Origin of the sequence: Psychrobacter sp. DAB_AL43B (assembly GCF_900168255.1) — a bacterium.
Classification (GTDB): Bacteria; Pseudomonadota; Gammaproteobacteria; order Pseudomonadales; family Moraxellaceae; genus Psychrobacter.
The window spans coordinates 2713615-2734056 of record NZ_LT799838.1 but is presented as its reverse complement, the minus strand read 5'-3'; the positions used below and the strand labels follow the sequence as shown (position 1 = coordinate 2734056).

The 20442-nt window shown below is 41.6% G+C and carries 18 protein-coding genes; 15 read left to right on the top strand and 3 right to left on the bottom strand.

Features of this window, described 5'->3' with window-relative positions; genetic code table 11:
• The first annotated feature begins 204 nt into the window (after positions 1–204).
• The 8 genes from gshB (at position 205) to lpxC (ending at position 10781) form a co-directional block, all read left to right on the top strand.
• On the top strand, positions 205–1176 hold the full coding sequence (gene gshB, locus DABAL43B_RS11625) for a glutathione synthase (protein ID WP_079692534.1): 972 nt from the start codon (positions 205–207) through the stop codon (positions 1174–1176).
• 338 nt (positions 1177–1514) lie between these two features.
• The gene (gene murG / locus DABAL43B_RS11620) at positions 1515–2600 is read left to right on the top strand and encodes an undecaprenyldiphospho-muramoylpentapeptide beta-N-acetylglucosaminyltransferase (RefSeq protein ID WP_079692533.1); all 1086 of its coding nucleotides are present in this window, start codon (positions 1515–1517) and stop codon (positions 2598–2600) included.
• 72 nt (positions 2601–2672) lie between these two features.
• Positions 2673–4112: a UDP-N-acetylmuramate--L-alanine ligase gene (gene murC, locus DABAL43B_RS11615; RefSeq protein WP_079692532.1), complete on the top strand. Its 1440-nt coding sequence runs from the start codon at positions 2673–2675 to the stop codon at positions 4110–4112.
• Between the two features lie 272 nt (positions 4113–4384).
• Complete coding sequence (locus tag DABAL43B_RS11610; RefSeq protein WP_145952566.1) at positions 4385–5314, top strand: D-alanine--D-alanine ligase; 930 nt, start codon at positions 4385–4387, stop codon at positions 5312–5314.
• Positions 5315–5815: 501 nt separating this feature from the next.
• Positions 5816–6613: a cell division protein FtsQ/DivIB gene (locus tag DABAL43B_RS11605; protein ID WP_079692531.1), complete on the top strand. Its 798-nt coding sequence runs from the start codon at positions 5816–5818 to the stop codon at positions 6611–6613.
• A 166-nt stretch (positions 6614–6779) separates the two neighbouring features.
• Positions 6780–8072: a cell division protein FtsA gene (gene ftsA / locus DABAL43B_RS11600; protein WP_197684658.1), complete on the top strand. Its 1293-nt coding sequence runs from the start codon at positions 6780–6782 to the stop codon at positions 8070–8072.
• Between the two features lie 234 nt (positions 8073–8306).
• The gene (ftsZ, locus tag DABAL43B_RS11595; protein ID WP_079692529.1) at positions 8307–9503 is read left to right on the top strand and encodes a cell division protein FtsZ; all 1197 of its coding nucleotides are present in this window, start codon (positions 8307–8309) and stop codon (positions 9501–9503) included.
• 366 nt (positions 9504–9869) lie between these two features.
• Positions 9870–10781, top strand: coding sequence for a UDP-3-O-acyl-N-acetylglucosamine deacetylase (gene lpxC, locus DABAL43B_RS11590; protein WP_171996353.1), 912 nt, complete (start codon positions 9870–9872; stop codon positions 10779–10781).
• Positions 10782–11085: 304 nt separating this feature from the next.
• Here the strand turns inward: lpxC and DABAL43B_RS11585 are convergent, their stop codons facing one another.
• Entirely contained in the window at positions 11086–11601 is a 516-nt protein-coding gene (locus DABAL43B_RS11585) for a hypothetical protein (protein WP_079693110.1), read from the bottom strand.
• Between the two features lie 198 nt (positions 11602–11799).
• Here DABAL43B_RS11585 and DABAL43B_RS11580 point away from each other — a divergent pair, with 198 nt between their 5' ends.
• Positions 11800–12528 carry a CHAP domain-containing protein gene (locus DABAL43B_RS11580; protein WP_079692527.1) on the top strand — a complete coding sequence of 243 codons (729 nt, stop codon included), beginning with the start codon at positions 11800–11802 and terminating at the stop codon, positions 12526–12528.
• 124 nt (positions 12529–12652) lie between these two features.
• Here DABAL43B_RS11580 and DABAL43B_RS11575 read toward each other — a convergent pair whose 3' ends face one another.
• The gene (locus tag DABAL43B_RS11575) at positions 12653–13465 is read right to left on the bottom strand and encodes a hypothetical protein (RefSeq protein ID WP_079692526.1); all 813 of its coding nucleotides are present in this window, start codon (positions 13463–13465) and stop codon (positions 12653–12655) included.
• Between the two features lie 202 nt (positions 13466–13667).
• Positions 13668–13976 (bottom strand): YhbY family RNA-binding protein, encoded by a 309-nt coding sequence (locus tag DABAL43B_RS11570; RefSeq protein ID WP_079692525.1) that lies wholly within the window; start codon positions 13974–13976, stop codon positions 13668–13670.
• 365 nt (positions 13977–14341) lie between these two features.
• Between DABAL43B_RS11570 and DABAL43B_RS11565 the strand changes: the two genes are divergently transcribed.
• The 6 genes from DABAL43B_RS11565 (at position 14342) to DABAL43B_RS11540 (ending at position 20333) form a co-directional block, all read left to right on the top strand.
• Positions 14342–14974, top strand: a complete 633-nt coding sequence (locus DABAL43B_RS11565; RefSeq protein WP_079692524.1) for an RlmE family RNA methyltransferase — start codon at positions 14342–14344, stop codon at positions 14972–14974.
• A 421-nt stretch (positions 14975–15395) separates the two neighbouring features.
• Positions 15396–17291 carry an ATP-dependent zinc metalloprotease FtsH gene (gene ftsH, locus DABAL43B_RS11560; protein ID WP_079692523.1) on the top strand — a complete coding sequence of 632 codons (1896 nt, stop codon included), beginning with the start codon at positions 15396–15398 and terminating at the stop codon, positions 17289–17291.
• A gap of 146 nt (positions 17292–17437) precedes the next feature.
• Positions 17438–18334, top strand: coding sequence for a dihydropteroate synthase (gene folP, locus DABAL43B_RS11555; protein WP_079692522.1), 897 nt, complete (start codon positions 17438–17440; stop codon positions 18332–18334).
• Between the two features lie 148 nt (positions 18335–18482).
• Entirely contained in the window at positions 18483–18764 is a 282-nt protein-coding gene (locus DABAL43B_RS11550) for a succinate dehydrogenase assembly factor 2 (RefSeq protein ID WP_079692521.1), read from the top strand.
• A gap of 127 nt (positions 18765–18891) precedes the next feature.
• Positions 18892–19350 (top strand): hypothetical protein, encoded by a 459-nt coding sequence (locus DABAL43B_RS11545; RefSeq protein ID WP_079692519.1) that lies wholly within the window; start codon positions 18892–18894, stop codon positions 19348–19350.
• A 239-nt stretch (positions 19351–19589) separates the two neighbouring features.
• On the top strand, positions 19590–20333 hold the full coding sequence (locus DABAL43B_RS11540) for a YidB family protein (protein ID WP_079692518.1): 744 nt from the start codon (positions 19590–19592) through the stop codon (positions 20331–20333).
• Positions 20334–20442: the final 109 nt, after the last annotated feature.

The window sequence follows — 20442 nt, the reverse complement described above, 5'->3', positions numbered from 1 at the left end:
TCCAATAAAATTGACACTTTAAATATAGTGTGCTGTTGGTATGAATTTTCCTTGCTTGCTGTGCGCTTTGCACTCCAGAGGCTTCGAAAAATTCATCCCAGCAGCACTGTGTTATTTTTCAATTTAATAGTCTATATCTTGACATGCCAGCATATTGTTTGTGTTCGTTTTACCTATAATAGTACAACGTAAATGAGTCTTATTATGAGCCAAAAAAATCCAAGAAAATCTTTGAATATACTTGTAATTATGGACCCTATTGAGCAGGTTAATTATAAAAAAGACACTAGCTTAGCGATGATGTGGTCGGCGCAAGACCGCGGTCATAGCCTCGGCTACTGCCAAATTCATGACTTATGGTTGGATCGTGGACAGTTGATGATAGATTCGCAGTCTGTCACCGTAAAGCGTGACCCTGAAGATTTTTATACGTTAGGGAATAAGACGACAGGTTCGGTCAGCGACTATGACGTTATTTTGATGCGTAAAGACCCGCCGTTTGATATGCGTTTTATTTATGCGACTTATATGCTCGATCATGCCAAAGCAGCAGGAGTGTTAGTGGTCAATGACCCACAAGCCATTCGTGACTGTAATGAGAAATTGTTTGCCACGTGGTTTAGCGACTATATGAGTCCAACGATTGTGACCAGTAAACAGGCACATATTCGTAAGTTTATCACTGAGCAGCAAGACGTTATCGTGAAGCCATTAGATGGCATGGGCGGCACTGGTATTTTCCGTCTAACTGCTGATAGCCCAAATATTGGCGTGACGCTAGAAGTATTGACCGAGCTTGAGACACTGCCAATCATGGCGCAGCGTTATCTGCCAGAGATTAAAGAAGGGGATAAACGTGTCCTTATCGTCGATGGCGTCGTGGTAGATTATAGCTTGGCACGTATTCCTGTTAAAGGTGAGACACGTGGTAATCTGGCTGCCGGTGGTAGCGGCGTGGCAATGCCACTGACCGATATTGAACGCCAAGTAGCTGAAGTGGTCGCACCCATCGTGAAAGAGAAAGGGCTGATGTTCGTCGGTTTAGACTTAATTGGCGGCCGCATTACTGAGATTAATGTCACCAGTCCTACGTGTGTCCGTGAGATTGATGATCAATGCGGTACGGATATTGCGACCGATTTCATTATCGCAATCGAGCAAAAACTGGCGATTTGAGCAAAGCAGTAATGATAGAGTGATTTATCACTAATCTATGTGCACAATGATCAAAAAATAGTTATGCTAAGATATGTCGTCGAAACATCGTTAAAACTGATGTTTTTATGATTGTTTAGCAGTAGTTATTTAAGCCAAGCCGCGATTGCTCACGGCTTGGATTTTTGTTATTGGTAAGATAGAAAATGCTGTATATCAGATAACGATTTACACTATACTATGCGGGCTTTACTGTGCGGGCTTTTATAGCGCTCTCACTGCTCGATGGCTAAGATGGTCAAGATAGCTATAGGATAATAAGTCCTTCATATAAATAAAGAAAAGATAGGCAGGCGTTCATGAAAACACCGCATATATTAATGATGGCTGCTGGTACAGGCGGGCATGTATTTCCAGCGCTTGCAGTTGCTGAGGAATTGACCCAACGCGGTGCAGTTATTCACTGGTTAGGGACGCCCAATGGCATGGAAAATGGCTTGGTTGCACCGACGGGTTATACTTTTCATGCTATTGCTATGGAAGGCTTGCGTGGTAAAGGGGTTGGGCGTTTGCTGAAAATGCCCATTACTTTATTATCAGCGACGATGGCGGTTATTAAAATTATCCGCAGTAATCAGATCGATATGGTCGTTGGTTTCGGCGGTTATGTGAGTGCGCCCGGTGGTATTGCCGCCCGTATTACCAGCACACCACTGATTATTCATGAGCAAAACGCCATTGCCGGTATGAGTAATCGTTATTTAGCTAAAATCGCCACCAAAGTGTTGCAAGCCTTTGAGAATACCTTTGCCAATAGCCAGCTTGATCGTAAGATTGAAACCGTTGGTAATCCGGTACGTAATGCCATTACCGGTGTAGCAGCGCCATCTGCGCGCTATGATATAAGTGACCACTCACCACTTAAACTGTTGGTCGTTGGCGGCTCGCTTGGCGCCCAAGCATTAAATAATACCGTTCCTAAAGCTTTGGCGTTAATAGAGCGTCCATTTGAAGTGCGTCATCAATGTGGACGCAATAATGAAGCGGCCACGCAAGCGTCATATGATAGTGAAGATTTAAGCGTTCATCAGTTTACTGTGCAACCTTTTATCGATGATATGGCTGCGGCCTATAATTGGGCGGATATTGTCGTTTGCCGTGCCGGTGCTTTAACCGTCACTGAAATCCAAAACGTCGGTATTGCGGCGATTTTTGTGCCACTACCAAGTGCGGTTGATGATCACCAAACGGCAAATGCTCGCACCTTAACGCTACATAAAGCAGCGATTTTATTACCACAAAGCGAATTAACCCCTAAAATTTTGAGTGATGAGCTTGCTCTGCTTGATCGATCCGCTTGCTTAGAGATGGCAAAAAAAGGTCATGCACTTGCCAATCGTGATTCCTGCCAACAAGTTGCCGATATTATCTGGCAAACATTATAAGTAATTAAGTAATGATGTAAACGCTCATTATTTTTCATACATTTTATCAGTCTTCTATAAAGAGAAAACGTTATGCCAACCTCCGCTAAAGCCCTAACTAAACGTTTGATTGAAATACCGGAAATGCGCCGTATTCAGCATTTACATTTTATCGGTATTGGTGGTTCGGGGATGTGCGGTATCGCTGAGGTAATGAAGAATCAAGGCTATCAAGTAAGTGGTTCTGATATTGCTGAGAGCCTCGTTACCAAACGCTTACAGCAGATTGGCATAGATATCACCATCGGCCATGATTCTAAAAATATCGCTCATGCGGATGTCATTGTCGTATCGTCTGCCATTGACCGTAGCAATCCTGAAGTAAAAGCGGCACTGGAAGCACGTCTTCCTGTGGTACGCCGTGCAGATATGCTTGGCGAGTTGATGCGCTACCGTCATGGTATCGCCGTTGCCGGTGCGCATGGTAAAACCACCACCACCAGCTTATTGACTACCATGATGGCTGAAGGCAATCTTGATCCAACCTATGTGATTGGTGGCAAGCTCAATGCGTCAGGTAAAAATGCAGCACTGGGTAGCAGTCGATTTTTAATTGCGGAAGCGGATGAATCTGATGCGTCCTTTTTATCCTTGCATCCGATGGCAGCGATCGTGACCAATATCGATCAAGATCATATGGAAACATACGGAAATAGTTTTGATAAATTAAAAGCCGCCTATATTCAGTTTTTACAAAACATGCCATTTTATGGTTTAGCCGTTGTGTGCGGTGATGACCCTGAACTGTATGCGATGATTGATGATATTGGGCGTCCGGTATTAACTTTTGGTCTTGAGCCCTTTAACGATGTACAGGCCATTGATTTGGTTACCGAAGGTACAAAAACACATTTTACGGTATTGCGCCGTGATCATGAGCCATTACGTCTGACCCTAAATATTCCGGGTGTGCACAATGTCTACAATGCGCTTGCAGCTATTACTATGGCCACCGATGAAGGCGTCGATGATCAGGCAATTACCCGTGCGCTGCAAAAATTTGAAGGCGTCGGTCGTCGTTTTGAGCAGCATGCCTCTGTCACTATCGATGATGGCGATGTTTTGCTGATTGATGACTACGGTCATCATCCTAAAGAAGTCGATGCTACTATTAAAGCCGCCCGTCAAAGCTTTCCTGAGCGCCGTTTAGTCATGATCTTTCAGCCGCATCGTTATAGCCGTACGCGCGACTGCTTTGATGACTTTGTTGAAGTACTCTCAAGTGTTGATGAATTATTGTTGTTAGATGTCTATTCAGCCGGTGAAAGCCCGATTGCAGGTGCGGATACCAAAGCCTTGGCACGTAGTATTCGTTTGCGCGGTGCTGTTGAGCCGACGATTATTGATAAAGACAATATCGCCCCTGTAATGCAGCGCCTACTCAAAGCAAATGATATGTTAATTACCCAAGGTGCTGGTAATGTGGGACAAATAGCGATCGAATTGGCCGCTAACAACCTTTATATCAAATAATCTTTATAAGCATTGCTTTCAAAATATTAGGAGCACTAATGATGACCATGAATAATACGCAAAAAAATAACGATAATATAAACCAAGGCGTCGATAGTACTGAGCAAAACGCTAGAGGCAATATTAAAGATAATATTGAAAACAACATTAAAGGTGATGCTCAAAATAACGCTGCCCCTATTATTAATCCAGAACCCGCATTAGCCGCAGCTGCACGAGCAGAGCAAGATAAAATAAACAACGATAGCCAAAGCGCGGATGTATTGCCAGCTATCAAAGAAAGCAAGGTAAAAGAGGCCAGTGAATTTGGTAAAGTCGCTGTTATCTACGGCGGCAGTGGCAACGAGCGCAGTGTTTCTTTAGATAGTGGTGCTGCTGTATTGCAAGCACTACAAAACCAAGGTGTTGATGCCACCCATTTTGATCCTAAGCATCAAGATATTACCGAACTGCGTGATTATGATCGTGTGTTTAACGTCTTACATGGTCGCGGCGGCGAAGATGGTCTGTTACAAGGCGTGCTGCAATGGTTTGATATTCCGCAGACAGGTTCGGGTATTTTAGCATCGGCACTCGGTATGGATAAAGTGCGTACCAAGCAGCTGTGGCAAGGTTGTGGTTTATCAACGGCACCATTTTCGTTGCTTACCGCTGAGACTGACTGGCAGCAAGTCGTCAATATGTTAGGACTACCACTTATTATCAAACCGGTACACGAAGGCTCAAGTATTGGTATGACTAAGGTTAATCACCTTGATGAGCTGCCAGCTGCTTATGCGACAGCGGTACAGTGCGGCGATGTGGTAATGGCTGAGCGTTGGATTACTGGTCGCGAATTTACCATTGTTATTATTGATGATGAATCATACCCAGTGATTCGTTTAGAGCCTGCTGATATTACCAATTTTTACGATTTTGAAGCCAAATACAATCGTAACGATACCAGTTACTATATTCCCTGTGGTCTAAGTGCCGCCGATGAAAAGCATCTGCAAGATTTAAGCTTGGCAGCGTTTCGTGCCGTCGATGCTAAAGGTTGGGGACGTATTGATGCGATGCAAGACGAAGCAGGTAACTTTTGGCTGCTTGAGATTAATACCGTACCAGGTATGACCAGTCATAGTTTGGTTCCGATGGCGGCTAAAGCTCGTGGTATGGACTTTGATAGCTTATGTTGGCATATTTTAGCGCAAACATTATAAATACTTATCAAAAGCGTCAGCTTTTTGATTTAAAAATTGGTTAAAAAGCCACCCTGAAATAACCGACAGAAAAATGTATTTAACACTTTTAACGTGGTTTTAGAACAGATAAATAGCGGCGTTTAAAAAGGTTAATGTATCGCTAGAGCTGCTATACCACAGCTTCGTGTAAACTTGTGTAAATTCGTTGTTAGTAGTAGGGGTTAGGCTATTGTTTAAAGGTAAAATGCGTTAATATTGTAACCACCAGTCTATTTTAGTGATATTTATGCAACTCTCTGTTAAGTCCTTCATTAATTGAGAAAAATGTTACGTTTAAATGAATGTAATCACATTTTATATAGCCTTTTAGACAAGTAAATTGATAGCATATCTATCAAATAGATTTCTACGAATGATAAAGCGATAAGCAGGTCTACATTAATAAAAAGCATCATCAGCTCTATGCAATTATTAATCAGATATAAATATTCAGATATAAATATAGGGACGACGTTTATTATGGCTCAAACTGTCAATGACGTAGCTGACTTGATGAGTGATAAAACCCGTCAACCAAAACCGAGCTTTCAAGTACCGACTACCGTCAAATATTTTTTTACCGTATTGGTGCTAGGTTTGTTAGTATTGATATTGATAATGGGTGGTAAAGCGTTACGTGATGCTCCTCCCGCTGCTATTCATGTCAACAACCAAGGATTGACGGTTGCACAATATCGAACGCTACAGCAGGTTATGAACCAACAGAGTGTGAGCAGTTTTTTTACCTCTGATTTACAAGCGTTGCGAGATATTACGACCGGTCTGGCTTGGGTTGACCAAGTGAGTATTAGCCGTGATTGGCAGCGTGGTATTGTGGTCACCGCATTACCCAAACAGGCCGTGGCCAATTTTGGTACTGAGCGTTTGGTTGATGCAAAAGGCAGCGTTTTTGTCCCTGCTGATAGTAGGGACTTAACGCAGGAGCGCTTTGCGACATTGCAAGGTGATATTGCTCAAGCACCAGTTATTATGCAACAGATGCAGCAAGTAAATGATTGGTATGCACCGCTTGATCTGCAAGTTGCAGATATCATTCTGTCCCCTAGAATGACTTGGTTGATCCGTTTTGATAATGGGCTACGGGTTATCGTTGACAATGAAAATACAGCACAAAAACTGTTGAATCTAAGTCAGCTGCTTGGTAACCAATTAAGCAATCGCCGTGAGGAGATACAGTCAGTAGATCTTCGTTACAAAAATGGATTTACCATTGCATGGAATATAGCGCCGCCACAAGATAGTGAAACACCACCATAAAAGCACAGCAGAAATAAAATAGTAAATTAGTAGTCAATACACTATATTTGTCTACTTTTTTGGTATAAAGAATTACCCTACAATATCATCGCTTGATGATAACCCTTTTAATGATTTAATGGAGACATCATTTGGTCTCCTGTTTAGCGATAATTTGTCTGGTACCATGAAAAATACTGAAAATCTGGTTGTTGTCCATCTAAGTGCCACGGCAGTTTATGTCGTTATTGGCAGCGTTGTCTCTGCAAAAGACATTCGTATTATGGGTGTTGGGCAAGTTAAAAATAGTGACTTTTATCAAGGTCAAATAAAGCATCGCGAACGTTTGCAAGGCGCTATCAAACAAGCCATTCAAGAAGCGGAAGATACCGCCAATTGTCGCGTGCATAGTGTGTGGTTAACGATGGCAACACCTGAACTGTTGAGCAAAAACAGTACCGGTGATGTTAGAGTAGAAGACGAAGTCGTACGTACCAAAGATATGGTGCAGGCGTTATCGAATGCTAAGTCGCAAGATTTGTCATCGGATTACTATTTGATGCATTGTTGCCAGCAAGGCATTTATATCGACAATCAAGAGTTTATGGTGGATGACGCCATTGACATGGTGGCGCACAACATTGCCGTGATGTATCACATGATGATGATGCCGGTTGCGAGCCGTCAGAATATCCAAAAACTACTGCAAAGCTGTGATGTTGGTATTGACCATATCGTTTTTGATGCGGTGACCAGTGCAGAATATAGCTTGATGAGTGAAGAGCGCCAACAGGGCGTTTGCTTAATCGATATCGGCGCTAGTACTACCAGTATTTGTGTTTATAAAGAAAATAAGCTGATTTTTACGCATTGCATCGCGACCGGCAGTCATGAGGTGACGATGGACATTTCGGCAGATGTGGGTATTTCTATGATAGAAGCTGAAAAGCTAAAAAAATCGTATGGCACGGTCGATGTCAATAGTGTAGATCCAAGCTCATTTTTTATCTTTAAGCCACAAGGATCAGGCGATGAAATTAACATCGGTATCTATAATCTAGCCCGTATTATTGAAGCTCGTTACGTGCAGATTTTCACCGAGGTGATTCGCCAACTGCATGAAGCCGACCTATTAAGCTATATTGATAAAGGCATTGTGCTCACGGGCGGTGGTAGTTCGATTAAAGGCATGATACCGTTTGCCAAAAAATTGCTTAAAATGCCAGTGGTATTGACCAATACCCATCCTGCTATTAGCGCTTATAACCATTTTGATAATGATGAATCATTTAAGCAGCTAAATCTTCAGGTCAATGATCGCGCTTATCAAACGGCATTTGGGACATTACTATATAGTCAAAGCGAGCAGTTTCGGCGTAGTGAAAAAAGTGAGCCTGAAGCGATTCAAAAAAACCGAGTGACTGGCGTCTTTCAAAGTGCAGGGCAACGTTTTGCTAGTGTATTAAAAAAGATACTATAATTCTGCTGGCAAAATATTTATAGCATACAGATCAGTATTTTGCGCTTAAGACCATGCAACAATATTAAAAGTAATACCCTGTATAATAACGGCATATTTGGGCTAAGCGTCACTATTTAAGCCATTGCCCTGTTTTATTTCAATACATTTATATATAGTAAGTCGATAGCGCGCCATATGAGTGTGTTAACACGTATCGACCATCACGCTATCTGCAACTGGAGAAACCTTTTTATGTCAAAATACACCATGCCAGATGATAACCAGCTTCAAAATAATGGCCAGGCAAGCTTCACTGTATTCGGTGTAGGCGGCGGTGGCGGTAATGCAGTTGAACATATGGTACAACAAGGGATTAGAGGTGTAACGTTTGTCTGTGCGAATACCGATAAACAGGCGCTTGATCGTTTGACCGCACCGCATAAATTACAACTTGGCGCAAAAACAAACCGTGGTCTAGGCGCAGGGGCGAACCCAGAAGTTGGTCGTGAAGCCGCAGAAAGCGACGAAGAAGCGATTCGTGCGTTACTTGAACACTCAGATATGGTGTTTATCACCGCTGGAATGGGTGGCGGTACTGGTACTGGTGCAGCACCAGTGGTTGCGCGTATTGCTAAAGAAATGGAAGTGTTGACAGTCGCAGTAGTCACCACACCATTTAAGTTTGAAGGTGGCAAACGTATCAAGGCTGCTAAAGCGGGTATTGAGCAGCTCACTAACTTTGTTGACTCTATTATTACCATCCCAAATGATAAGTTAATGAGTGTCTACGGCAACATTTCTATGCAGGACGCTTTCAAAAAAGCGGATGATGTTTTGTTACATGCGGTTCAAGGTATTGCTGAAACCATCGCCAGCGAAGGTATGATTAATATCGATTTTAATGATATTCGTACTGCAATGACTGCTAAAGGTCATGCGATGATGGGTATTGGTCGTGCCAGCGGTGATGACCGTGCGCGTCAAGCGACCGAAAAAGCTATCCGTTCGCCACTGCTTGATGATTTACGTCTAGAGAATGCTAAAGGCTTACTGGTCAACGTTATCTCTTCTGAGTCGTTATCATTGGATGAGATGAGTAAAATCAGTGTCATCGTTGAAGAAATTACTGACATAGATGAGGCGCATATTTTCTATGGCTCTGTCATTGATGAAAAAATGGGTGATGATTTGCATGTGACCGTTATTGCAACGGGTCTGACCTTAGATGAAAATGCGGGTGAAGAGCCTGAAGTAGTAGAGCAGCCTGTGCCATCTGTAAACAGCACACAGCCTGTCGATCCAAACTTGCATACCAGTGCGCTAAACAGTCAAAAACAGTCTCAAGCTCAATATCAAGAAAATCCAATCCGTTCAAATGCTGCGCCAGAACAGACTAAAACCAAGACCAACAGTATTCAAGACTATCTGAAACGTCAACAAAACAAATAATCATTGATAAATACTTGTCATTAAAAAAGCCAGCGCTCAATCGCTGGCTTTTTTTTGCTTGTTTATAACTACTATCTATAACCACTGCCCATTTATAAAGTCGCTTAAGTAGAAGCTATAAATATCTATAAAAAGCCATGGTTCAACAATTTCAGTGTAAGCCACTTTATAGGATAAAACGTCCCTAAAACTCCTTATTTCGTAGCGATCAATCAATTATCGAGACATAAAAGTCAGTAATAATAGAGTTGTGATAAATGTTATAAATCAAAGATATAAGAAAATTAGCGCTTTTTAACGCTAGCGAAGCAGGGGCGGGTAATGCTACACTATGTCAATTGTAACAAAATATGTGAGAAGACAGCCATGAACCAACGAACCATAAAAACAGCAATAGCCGTTACCGGTACTGGTCTTCATAGTGGTCAACCTGTTGATTTAGAGTTTCATCCGCAGCCAGTTAATACCGGAATCGTTTTTGAGCGTTCGGATATTGCCGGTAGCCTGCCCATTCCTGCGAGTGCATTTTTGGTACAAGATACCATGATGTCATCAAATCTTGTCTTTGGTGGTACGCGTGTCGGTACGGTTGAGCACTTGCTAAGTGCGATAGCTGGTCTTGGGGTTGATAATCTACTAGTCCGTGTGTCGGCTTCAGAAATACCGATTATGGATGGCAGTGCTGCGCCGTTTGTGGGACTGCTATTACAAGCAGGTTTCCGTGAGCAGGATGCTTTAAAGAGATTTATTAAAATAGTAAGATCGGTACGCGTTAAAGTTGACGATAAATGGGCAGAGCTACGTCCTTATGAAGGATTTGAATTAAATTTCGAAATTGATTTTGACCACCCTGCGATTGATAAAAATTTCCAACATGCGCAGCTACAGTTTTCTACCCAAAACTTCATCGAACAATTGAGCTCAGCGCGTACCTTTGGTTTTTTACGTGATATTGAAACTTTACGTCAGAACAATTTGGCATTAGGCGGTAGCATGGACAATGCTATTGTCATCGATGAAGCCAAGATTTTGAATGAAGAAGGTCTACGTTTTAATGATGAATTTGTTCGTCATAAAATTTTAGATGCGCTTGGCGATTTATATTTAATCGGCTATCCAATTTTAGGTCGCTTTAATGCCTACAAATCTGGTCATGCATTGAATAATTTATTAGTTCGTGAGATTTTATCGGATCATAATAACTTTGAAATTGTAACATTTGATGACAACGTAACTTGTCCTATCGAATATTTACCTTTGAATAGCTTAACTGTCTAAGGATGAATACAGGAATATACACGAAGTATCGAAACAATTACGCAATATTACATTAATTGGTTATAAGTAAGGTCAAACAATATTCGTTTAAATGGATGCTTTCCTAATAGTTTTATAAGAAATATGCTACATAGTAGGTAAGATAAAAGCTGTAGAGAATAATGAAATCATCTGTTGGTTATGTTCACAATGTGAATAGCACTGACAGATGATTTTTTTTGTTTACGAGATTACAAAAACCCAGCGCTGGCGGTGTCAACTACTTGGTTTTTTTACATAACTTTACAATAGGAAATGAGAGTTTTTACTGACCTGCTAAGCGCAAAAGTGCTTTTTTAAGGCTTTCATCAGTGGTGACACTCTCTGCAGCCTGTGATATAGTCCGCTTTGTGTTTTGGCTAAAGGCCTGATTTTCATGGCCTTTATGAGGCTTTGATAAGGGTGCTGACAACGCTGATGATGATTTAGAATAATGATTATCAGCAGATACCTTGGCCACTACGACGCGAATTTGCTTGAGTTGTTTAAATGTAATTGACTGCTCTGTTAACACCTGCAAATAAGCACTCTGTAAATAGCGGATATGATTAGCAGCAGTCATTGAGCCTACACTGAGTATTAATTGCTCAGCGGTTAAACCCACAACCCAGCAGTTACTGAGAATTTCCTCTGGTAGACAATCTACCAAAAGCTCTTTTACTTCAGTGGTTGCTTGTATATATAAACGCATATTGTCTGCAAGAGTTTGAGGTAGCGCGCTACCAGCAAAAGCTTGATGATCAATAAGTTTAGCAAGTCGGTTAGGTTGTTTTTTTGACATCGTCATAACTCATCTAAAGCGATTGAAGAAGCACATGGCTAAGCTGTTAATAATTTCAGCGTTCGTCATTGAAGAAACAAGAGTGAGCTGTTCTACTAAAGATTTTATCATGTTTGTCTTATGATTATATTTTCTAAACTAATTCATGCTTCGTCACGGATGACGAGCAATCCCGTATTCACAATAGGTAGTAAATTTATGAAACAAGCTTTATTAATTTTGTCAGTATTGGGAATGGGCGTGGCACAGACAAGTGGTGCTGCCGAAACCACCTTTCAATCAAATAATACCTTGACTCATACCATCACAAATATCTCTGCTGCTTCGAACTATGGTTCGAGTCGTAATATTTATAGCACTAATAGCGGTGCTTATGTATCTAGTAATGACGAAATTAGCCAAGCAATCGACAATTTAAGCGCGCATGCAAAACAAAAAGAATATCAGCTTGCTTCGCTAACCAGTCGTTTGTCTTATGAGCAGCGTCAGCAGCAAGCAAACACAGTGCCAGATCGTTATTCTGCGCCTGCTATTGCAGCAGCAAATGCATCACGAGTCGCTTTATCTAACAGCTCTGGTTACTGTGCTCGTTACGTACGTAAAGCGCTACAATCAGCTGGCTATGAATTTACCCCTAATCCTTCAGCCTATCAATATGCCTCTCGTGGCACATTGTCACAAGCAGGCTTTAGCAAAATTAGTAACAATATGCCGACCCAAGTTGGTGACGTTATTGTTTATGATCGTAGCTCAAGACGTCCACATGGCCATATCCAAATATTTGATGGTAATGGCTGGGTGTCTGATTTCCGTCAAAACGGTATCAGCCCATATAGCGGTGTTAATAGCTATACAACATGGCGCGATTCAAAATACGTTGATGATGCCTCAAACCGTGGTATCTACCTTGCAATGGCTGACAAATAAGAATCGTTTAGCTGCTTTTAATGGCTTTTTAAGTTAAGCGTTTTCTCCGAACTCAGTAATATCTTTTGTGATATTACTGAGTTTTTTTGTATTTTGAATGATGGTATCAAACCTTCAAAAGTAGCTATTTAATCAGCGCCGCTTTATGGTCAAATCTTGACCAATAATGACGATTATGAAAATCAGGCGAGGAGGCGTGTTTGGGAGCGAAATATAAAGCCGTGTTGCCAAAGTATAAAATGACACAAGGATGCATGTATTCGATGGCAGTATTCTTGATTCCCACTGTTTCGTTGGACAGTTGGTTTAATGGCACTCTAAAGCTGCGCTCGTAGTGATACAGTTTAGGAGATATGTTTTTATGTGCTGAGCTTTTAGATGTTGTCGATAACTGGCTAGAAGCTTTGGTCTCTACTAAGGGCCTTTGCTGATTTGAGGTATCAATCCAATCGATAGAGGCGCGTGTCTGTCCATCTGCTTGCAGCAAAGGTTTTGGTGGAAGTGTCGCAGGGTTACGATAGCTTTTAAACTGATACAGCGCATAACGACCGTCAGGACTTGCGTTTATCTCGACATACGCCGTTGTTTCATGAGTGTTGGCTATATTGTCATTATTTATTAAACAGTCACTATTTATCGAACGGTCGTTAACGATTAACTTACCTGTAAAGAAGCATTCAAGGCAAGTCTGTTCCCATAGATAATCAGTAAAGCTTACTTGCTCTGATTGCCATGTTGGCCAGTTAAGTTGGTCAGCTAACGATTCAGTAGGTAGCGTCACAAAATACTCTAGCTCTAAGTAAGCGTTTGGCTGCTTTACAAGCGTTGCGGTTACTTGCACGCTAATGTTTTGTAAGGTTTCTACCGTCACACCAAGTTGCTGTGCATCCTCTGCTAAAGTTTCAGTTGCTAGACGTAAATCAAAACGCTGGCTCATGTCTTTATTACCTCAAATATAGATATTATAATATTTGATACGCACTATTATTCATATCAAATACTCGATATCAGTAAATCCTAAGCGATAAATAACATAAAAGCCGCGAGCAAAGATGCATCACGGCTTTTATAATCTAAAAATCTAACTGGCATATCAGCAGGATAAGCTTGTTTTTAAGCGGCCTACCAATAATAAACGACTAAGCGTTACGGGCAAGATTCGATAGTTTAGGATTGGCGTTTGGATTTTTACGAAGCAATAGCGCCATGCGACCAATTGAGTGAATCAACGTCGCCTTAGCAGTAGCGGCAAGCTCAGCACCGATGACATCACGCTCTTCTTTGGTGCCAGCAGGCAGTTTTACCTTAATCAGTTCATGATCTGATAAGGCGCGATCAATCTCTTCTGTGATGCTTGGCGTGACACCTTTATTGCCAATCATAACAATCGGTTTGAGATCATGACCAATGCCTTTTAGGCGTTTGATGGTAGCGTTATCAAGTTGCATAGAATTCCTAGGGTTTGGTAAAAATAAATGACAGTGCGAATGAGTGCAGTTAATGACCATTATAGATAATCTATGGTCATCTTGCATGAGATCAGCAGGATTTTGCACGATTTTACGTAATGAAAATGTTAAACTGCAAGTATGAGCACATTATAAACGCTACGGCCTTATAAAGCAGCGTTTTCACTAAGAAAATTTGACCGTTTAATCGTCTAAGACGGATGAATGGCTTAATTAATCGCTAAGTGAAAGCTCAGTGAGAATAGTTGAGTACGTATTAAAAGCTGCTTATCAGAAAATTATTTAATGAAAGACCGTTTAATAGACGTTTATGAGTATTTTGTAAAATTATAGGAGCAGGAATTTTGGTCACACGTATTGAAAATAAAAAATTGTCAAAAAGCAGTAGTGCTTGGATGAAGGAGCATATTGACGATCCTTATGTGAAAAGAGCCCAAAAGGACGGCTACCGTGCCCGTGCCGCTTACAAGTTACTCGAGATTAATGAAAAAACCAATTTGATTAAAAAAGGTATGACTGTTGTTGATTTGGGTAGTGCGCCTGGTAGTTGGTCACAAGTTGCCGGTGAATTAGTGGGCGAAAAAGGCATATTGATTGCTTCTGATATTTTGCCTATGGATACTTTGCCAGACGTCACCTTCATTCAAGGCGACTTTCGCGAGGCCGAAGTGTTTGACCGTATCATGGCGGAGGTGGGCGATAGACAAGTCGATGTGGTGTTATCTGATATGGCCCCTAACACTGCCGGTAATAGCGCAATCGATCAGCCGCGTATGATGTACTTATGTGAGCTTGCGGTCGATTTCGCGCTTGCAACCTTACCAGAAGGTGGCGCGCTTATTATGAAAGTGTTTCAAGGTGAAGGTACACAAGAATTACGCAAGCAGATGCAGCTTGATTTTAGTAAAATCCGTAGTATCAAACCGGGCGCTTCACGACCACGCTCAAAAGAGATGTTTTGGATCGCTATTAAATAGTTTTAACATCAATAAATTGCGATAATATTACATGAGATAATGCGTCACCATATAATGTATTGATGTTTAAATGAAAACCGCTACAATCGTTAACTGAATAAATGCGAAACCTGCTTGAATTATTCAGGTTTATACCACATATAATGCTATATTAACTTTGTTTCAAACCTATGTTTAAGTATTTATGTTTTAAGCAAAGTCGTCTGATCGTAAGCGCCTTATAAACTCAGTTATCTATTGTTATTGTGCATGTTTATATGGCTTATTACTTCCAGTAAAAGTGTGAGGTTGTTTTTATGACCTCTCTTTTGGATGAATAAGCGATAATTTGCCAATAGCCCTTGAATAGTGAGACATACGTTTATATATAGACGTCACGTGTTTAGTAAACACACCAATAAGTAAGGGATGGGAATAACTAGTGAGCGACATGGTAAAAAATACCTTATTGTGGCTGGTGGTAATCGGCGTTTTAGTGCTGGTGTTTAGCGGCTTTGATAAATCATCTGAGCCGGATAGCCTTAACTACTCTGAGTTTGTGACCGCTGTGTCAGAAAATCAAGTAGCCAGTGTTGAAATTGATGGCGAGCAAATCATCGGTGAAAAGAAAAATGGTTCTTCATTTGAGACCATTAGACCAGCTGTGGCTGATGAGCAGCTCATGCCACTATTGCGCGAGAACCAAGTTGAAGTGCAAGGCACAGCGCCTAAGCGTCAAAGTGTCCTGATGCAATTGCTAATAGCCAGTTTCCCAATTCTATTGATTATTGGTCTGTTTTTGTTCTTTATGCGTAATATGCAAGGTGGCGCTGGCGGTAAAGGCGGCGGACCAATGAGCTTTGGTAAATCAAAAGCTAAAATGCTAACCGAAGACCAAATCAAAGTGAGTTTTGAAGATGTGGCGGGTTGTGAAGAAGCCAAAGAAGAAGTGGTTGAAGTGGTCGAGTTCTTGCGTGACCCTGATAAATTCACCAAGCTTGGCGCGACGATTCCACGCGGTATTTTGATGGTAGGTCCACCAGGTACGGGTAAAACGCTACTAGCAAGAGCTATTGCTGGTGAAGCAAAAGTACCGTTCTTTTCAATTTCAGGTTCTGACTTTGTTGAGATGTTCGTGGGTGTCGGTGCGTCACGTGTTCGTGATATGTTTGAACAAGCGAAAAAGAGCGCCCCTTGTATTATCTTTATTGATGAGATTGATGCAGTCGGTCGCCATCGTGGCTCCGGTATGGGCGGCGGTAACGATGAGCGCGAGCAGACACTGAACCAATTATTGGTCGAAATGGATGGTTTTGAAGGCAACGAAGGCGTTATCGTCATTGCTGCTACCAACCGTGCCGATGTTCTTGATAAAGCATTATTGCGTCCCGGTCGTTTTGACCGCCAGGTTCAAGTTGGCTTGCCAGATATCAAAGGTCGTGAGCAAATTCTTAAAGTACATTTGAGAAAACTACCCAATACAATCGGTGTTGATGCTAACGCACTTGCCCGCGGTACGCCTGGATTTAGTGGCGCGCAGCTGGCCAATCTTGTCAACGAAGCGGCATTATTTGCGGCTCGTCGTAACAAGAAAAGCGTCGATATGAATGACTTTGAAGACGCAAAAGATAAGCTATATATGGGTCCTGAGCGTAAATCAATGGTGATACGTGAAGAAGAGCGCCGTGCTACCGCTTACCACGAAGCAGGTCATGCTTTAGTCGCTGAGCTGCTACCGGGCACTGATCCTGTACATAAAGTCACTATTATGCCGCGTGGTTTTGCTCTTGGTGTTACGTGGCAGTTGCCTGAGCACGACCAAACCAGTATGTATAAATCAAAAATGCTGAGTGACATTGCGATTTTATTTGGTGGTCGTATTGCCGAAGAAGTCTTTATTAATCAGATGTCGACGGGTGCTTCAAACGACTTTGAGCGCGCAACTAAAATGGCGCGTGCTATGGTTACCAAATACGGCATGTCAGACGCACTAGGTATCATGGTGTATGAAGATGACGATAGCTCGCAAGGCTACTTTGGCGGTGGAACTCGCACCATATCAGAAGCCACGCAGCAAAAGGTCGATGAAGAAGTGCGCCGTATGCTAGAAGAGCAATATGACATTGCTCGTGAATTGATTGAAGGCAATCAAGAAAAAATGCATGCTATGGTTGAAGCTTTGATGAAATGGGAAACTATTGATCGTGATCAGTTGCAAGATATCCTAGCCGGTGAACAACCTCGTCCGCCAAGAGTTTATCAGCATAATGAAGTGAACTTATCGAAAGGCGATATGAAAACAGTTGGAACGACGCCTCCGCCATTACCAGCGATGTAATATTTACTTCATCAACATTCAGTAGAAAAAGCCCTTTTTAGAAAGGGCTTTTTTGTTGCCGCTATTTTAGAATCGTATAAGATTTACTGCTATCATAAGCTACTCTTTAAGACCGTTTTTTCAATCTTTTATATAATGGATGGGTCATGTCATTATTCCAACCTTTACCTGCTTATACGGTGACCAGCCGCGATAAAGTGTTAGACTTATCACAGCCCCATATTATGGGTATTCTTAATGTCACACCAGATTCATTTTCTGATGGTGGACAGTTTAATGGAATCGATAAAGCAGTTGCCCATTGTCAGCAAATGATAGAGGGCGGTGCAACCATTATCGATATCGGTGGTGAGTCTACGCGACCAAATGCGGACGCTGTGGCAACCGATGAAGAGATACAACGTGTTATACCCGTCGTGCAAGCGATTAGAGAGCACTGTGGTGGTGGTATTTGGCTCTCTATTGACACCAGCAATCCGGCGGTTATGCAGGCAGCTTTTGAGGTAGGTGCTGATATTTGGAATGATGTGCGGTCGCTTAAACGTGTGGATGCAGCAGCGATGGCAGCTCAGCTTGATATACCGGTTATGTTGATGCATATGCGCGGCGAGCCAACGACCATGAATAATCTGGCGCAATATGATGATGTCATCAGTGAGGTACAGACAGAGTTAAAAGCACGTATCGATGAAGTCATAAGTATGGGTGTCAAACGTGAAAAAATAATTATCGACCCCGGATTTGGTTTCGCTAAAAACTATGAGCATCACTGTGCATTATTAAGTCAGCTTAAAAACTTGCAAATACTTGGACTGCCGATGATGTTTGGTATATCGCGCAAGCGATTTTTGGCAGAAGTGCTGACTAAAACTGGTGTGCAAGGGCTTGCTGTTACCCAACCGCCCGAGCGTGATACGGTAGGTACTGCTGCTGGTATTTTTGCGCTTCAGCAGGGTGCTAGCATTATTCGTACTCATAATGTCACTATGATGCAGCAAGCCGTGGCATTATGGAGCCAGTTATCTGCCTACGATAAAGACTAATAGCTGTGATTAGATGCTTATAATTAAATGGCTATGCTTAAGTGATTAGGATCAAAAATAGATTTATTTCTGACAGTGATTTCTAACAATAGAACTGCCGAATCCTAATATTTATCTAAATACAATGTAAACCAATGAGAATATTTTTATGACGATTATAAATCAACCAGAGCCAACCAATGAGCAGCGTCGCATTATTTATCAAGCACGCCGAGGCCTCAAAGAGTTGGACTTTTATTTTGATCCGTATATCAAAGAGATATACCTAACGGCTGCGCCTGCAGAACAACAAACATTTGCTCAAATGTTGACTCATGAAGACCCTGATTTATTGGATTATTTCACCAATCAAAATCGTCCAGAAGATGAGGCGCTATGGGAATTGGTCAATAAGATTAAGACATGGCGCCATAGTAAAAGTTTGGTTTAATGATTTAAAGGATTGTTTGAAGACCAATAATCCTCATCTGTCGTTTAAAGCGCTTGATCTAATTTTCTAACTATCAAAGCCGCTTTAAACAATCTTAATTAATTAAAGCTATGCTGCGGTATCCAATATGACAACGCTAACCTCGCTACGTATCGACACCACTATTAAGGCTATGAGCTATTTGCGCATGGCATTTTATAGCGTCCTAGCGAGTGCGATCATTATATTAGCAGGGCTTGCCTCATTGTCACTATGGCAATATGTGTTCATATTAATCATCAGCGCCGCAGTCATAAGTTACTTAGCATTATCACGACCAATATTATTACATATAAGCCAGCCGCCACTTAATAAGAGTGTATATCAAAATTGGCAACTGTTTATACGTACAGGTCACGGGGATGCATTATGGCAAGCAGAGCTTAGTACGCTCACTCATTATCGCTGGGTTATATGCTTTGACTTTATTGTTATAGAACCCTATCAACGCCGTTTATCTGTGGCTGTGTTTCGTGATCAAGTCAGCGCTGAGCAATGGCGAGAATTAACTATCTTGACCAATATTATTGCTAGCAAAACTGCTTAGATAAAGGTTAGTTGATTTTATGGCTTCTACTCAGTTATCTACTTTATCTGGTAATGTCAAATTATCTACTACATGTCATAACAAAACACCTATCTAGACAGAGAAAGAGATTTGATATATTAGAATCAATCGTTAAAAGTGGTTTACTAGATGTTGATTAATGATATATGGAGCAGCCGTTATTTCATTAAATGAAACCTTTTAACGAGAAATTCTATTATAATAAAAAGGAACAGACTATGAGTTTACTAGGGAATTTAGTGAGCCAAGTGGCACGTAGCGCGATAGACCCAGAGGATGCCCAACGCAATCCAGTCAATCAACGTATTAATCCACGTCGTACTGGTGGACTAGGCGATATATTGGGTAACGTATTAGGCGGTGGCAATCAACCAAGTGGCTATAACCCACAGCAGTATGAGCGTCGCTCAGACAATGGCTTTGGTTTAGATGACATTATCGGCGGTCTAACAGGTGGTGGTTTAACAGGAAATAGTCAGCGTGGTGGTACGAGCTCAGGTTCTGGTGGGCTTGGTGATATCTTAGGTAGCGTATTGGGTGGACAGACTATGGGTGGCCAAACTAGACAGTCTGGCTTCGGTGGTAAAGGAATGTTAATTGCTGCACTCATGCCAATGGTACTAAGTTGGATCAAACGTAATGGTGGATTGGGTGGTGCATTATCAAAAATTACTGGCATGGGTTATGAAAACCAAGCGCGTTCTTGGATGAGTAATCAGGAGGTCAATGACAATCTTGATCCTAATGAAATTAACCGTTTATTTGATGACAGCGAAATTCAGCAAGTAGCTGCCCACACGGGCGCTAATGAGATGGAAGTACGCCAAGGTTTGGCTGAGCTATTGCCTGAAGTAATGAATCAGTTGACGCCAAATGGTAACTTAGATAATGAGCCTGAAGCTAATGAAGAAATTGATCAAATTATTAATCAGTTATCGAGTCGTCTGAATACCTTAAAATAGAATAACGCCTTTTATCCATCATTTCAAAAACAGAAAAAAGAGTGCATGTGAATGCGCTCTTTTTTTTATTTTTTAACTGACGAATATGATGGAAATATCTTGTTCAAGT

What these genes read in the sequence shown, in the direction of transcription:
- gshB (WP_079692534.1), top strand. Translation starts at nt 205, where the DNA reads ATGAGCCAAAAAAATCCAAGAAAATCTTTGAATATACTTGTAATTATG.
- murG (WP_079692533.1), top strand. Translation starts at nt 1,515, where the DNA reads ATGAAAACACCGCATATATTAATGATGGCTGCTGGTACAGGCGGGCAT.
- murC (WP_079692532.1), top strand. Translation starts at nt 2,673, where the DNA reads ATGCCAACCTCCGCTAAAGCCCTAACTAAACGTTTGATTGAAATACCG.
- DABAL43B_RS11605 (WP_079692531.1), top strand. Translation starts at nt 5,816, where the DNA reads ATGGCTCAAACTGTCAATGACGTAGCTGACTTGATGAGTGATAAAACC.
- ftsA (WP_197684658.1), top strand. Translation starts at nt 6,780, where the DNA reads ATGAAAAATACTGAAAATCTGGTTGTTGTCCATCTAAGTGCCACGGCA.
- ftsZ (WP_079692529.1), top strand. Translation starts at nt 8,307, where the DNA reads ATGTCAAAATACACCATGCCAGATGATAACCAGCTTCAAAATAATGGC.
- lpxC (WP_171996353.1), top strand. Translation starts at nt 9,870, where the DNA reads ATGAACCAACGAACCATAAAAACAGCAATAGCCGTTACCGGTACTGGT.
- DABAL43B_RS11585 (WP_079693110.1), bottom strand. Translation starts at nt 11,601, where the DNA reads ATGTCAAAAAAACAACCTAACCGACTTGCTAAACTTATTGATCATCAA.
- DABAL43B_RS11580 (WP_079692527.1), top strand. Translation starts at nt 11,800, where the DNA reads ATGAAACAAGCTTTATTAATTTTGTCAGTATTGGGAATGGGCGTGGCA.
- DABAL43B_RS11575 (WP_079692526.1), bottom strand. Translation starts at nt 13,465, where the DNA reads ATGAGCCAGCGTTTTGATTTACGTCTAGCAACTGAAACTTTAGCAGAG.
- DABAL43B_RS11570 (WP_079692525.1), bottom strand. Translation starts at nt 13,976, where the DNA reads ATGCAACTTGATAACGCTACCATCAAACGCCTAAAAGGCATTGGTCAT.
- folP (WP_079692522.1), top strand. Translation starts at nt 17,438, where the DNA reads ATGTCATTATTCCAACCTTTACCTGCTTATACGGTGACCAGCCGCGAT.
- DABAL43B_RS11550 (WP_079692521.1), top strand. Translation starts at nt 18,483, where the DNA reads ATGACGATTATAAATCAACCAGAGCCAACCAATGAGCAGCGTCGCATT.
- DABAL43B_RS11545 (WP_079692519.1), top strand. Translation starts at nt 18,892, where the DNA reads ATGACAACGCTAACCTCGCTACGTATCGACACCACTATTAAGGCTATG.
- DABAL43B_RS11540 (WP_079692518.1), top strand. Translation starts at nt 19,590, where the DNA reads ATGAGTTTACTAGGGAATTTAGTGAGCCAAGTGGCACGTAGCGCGATA.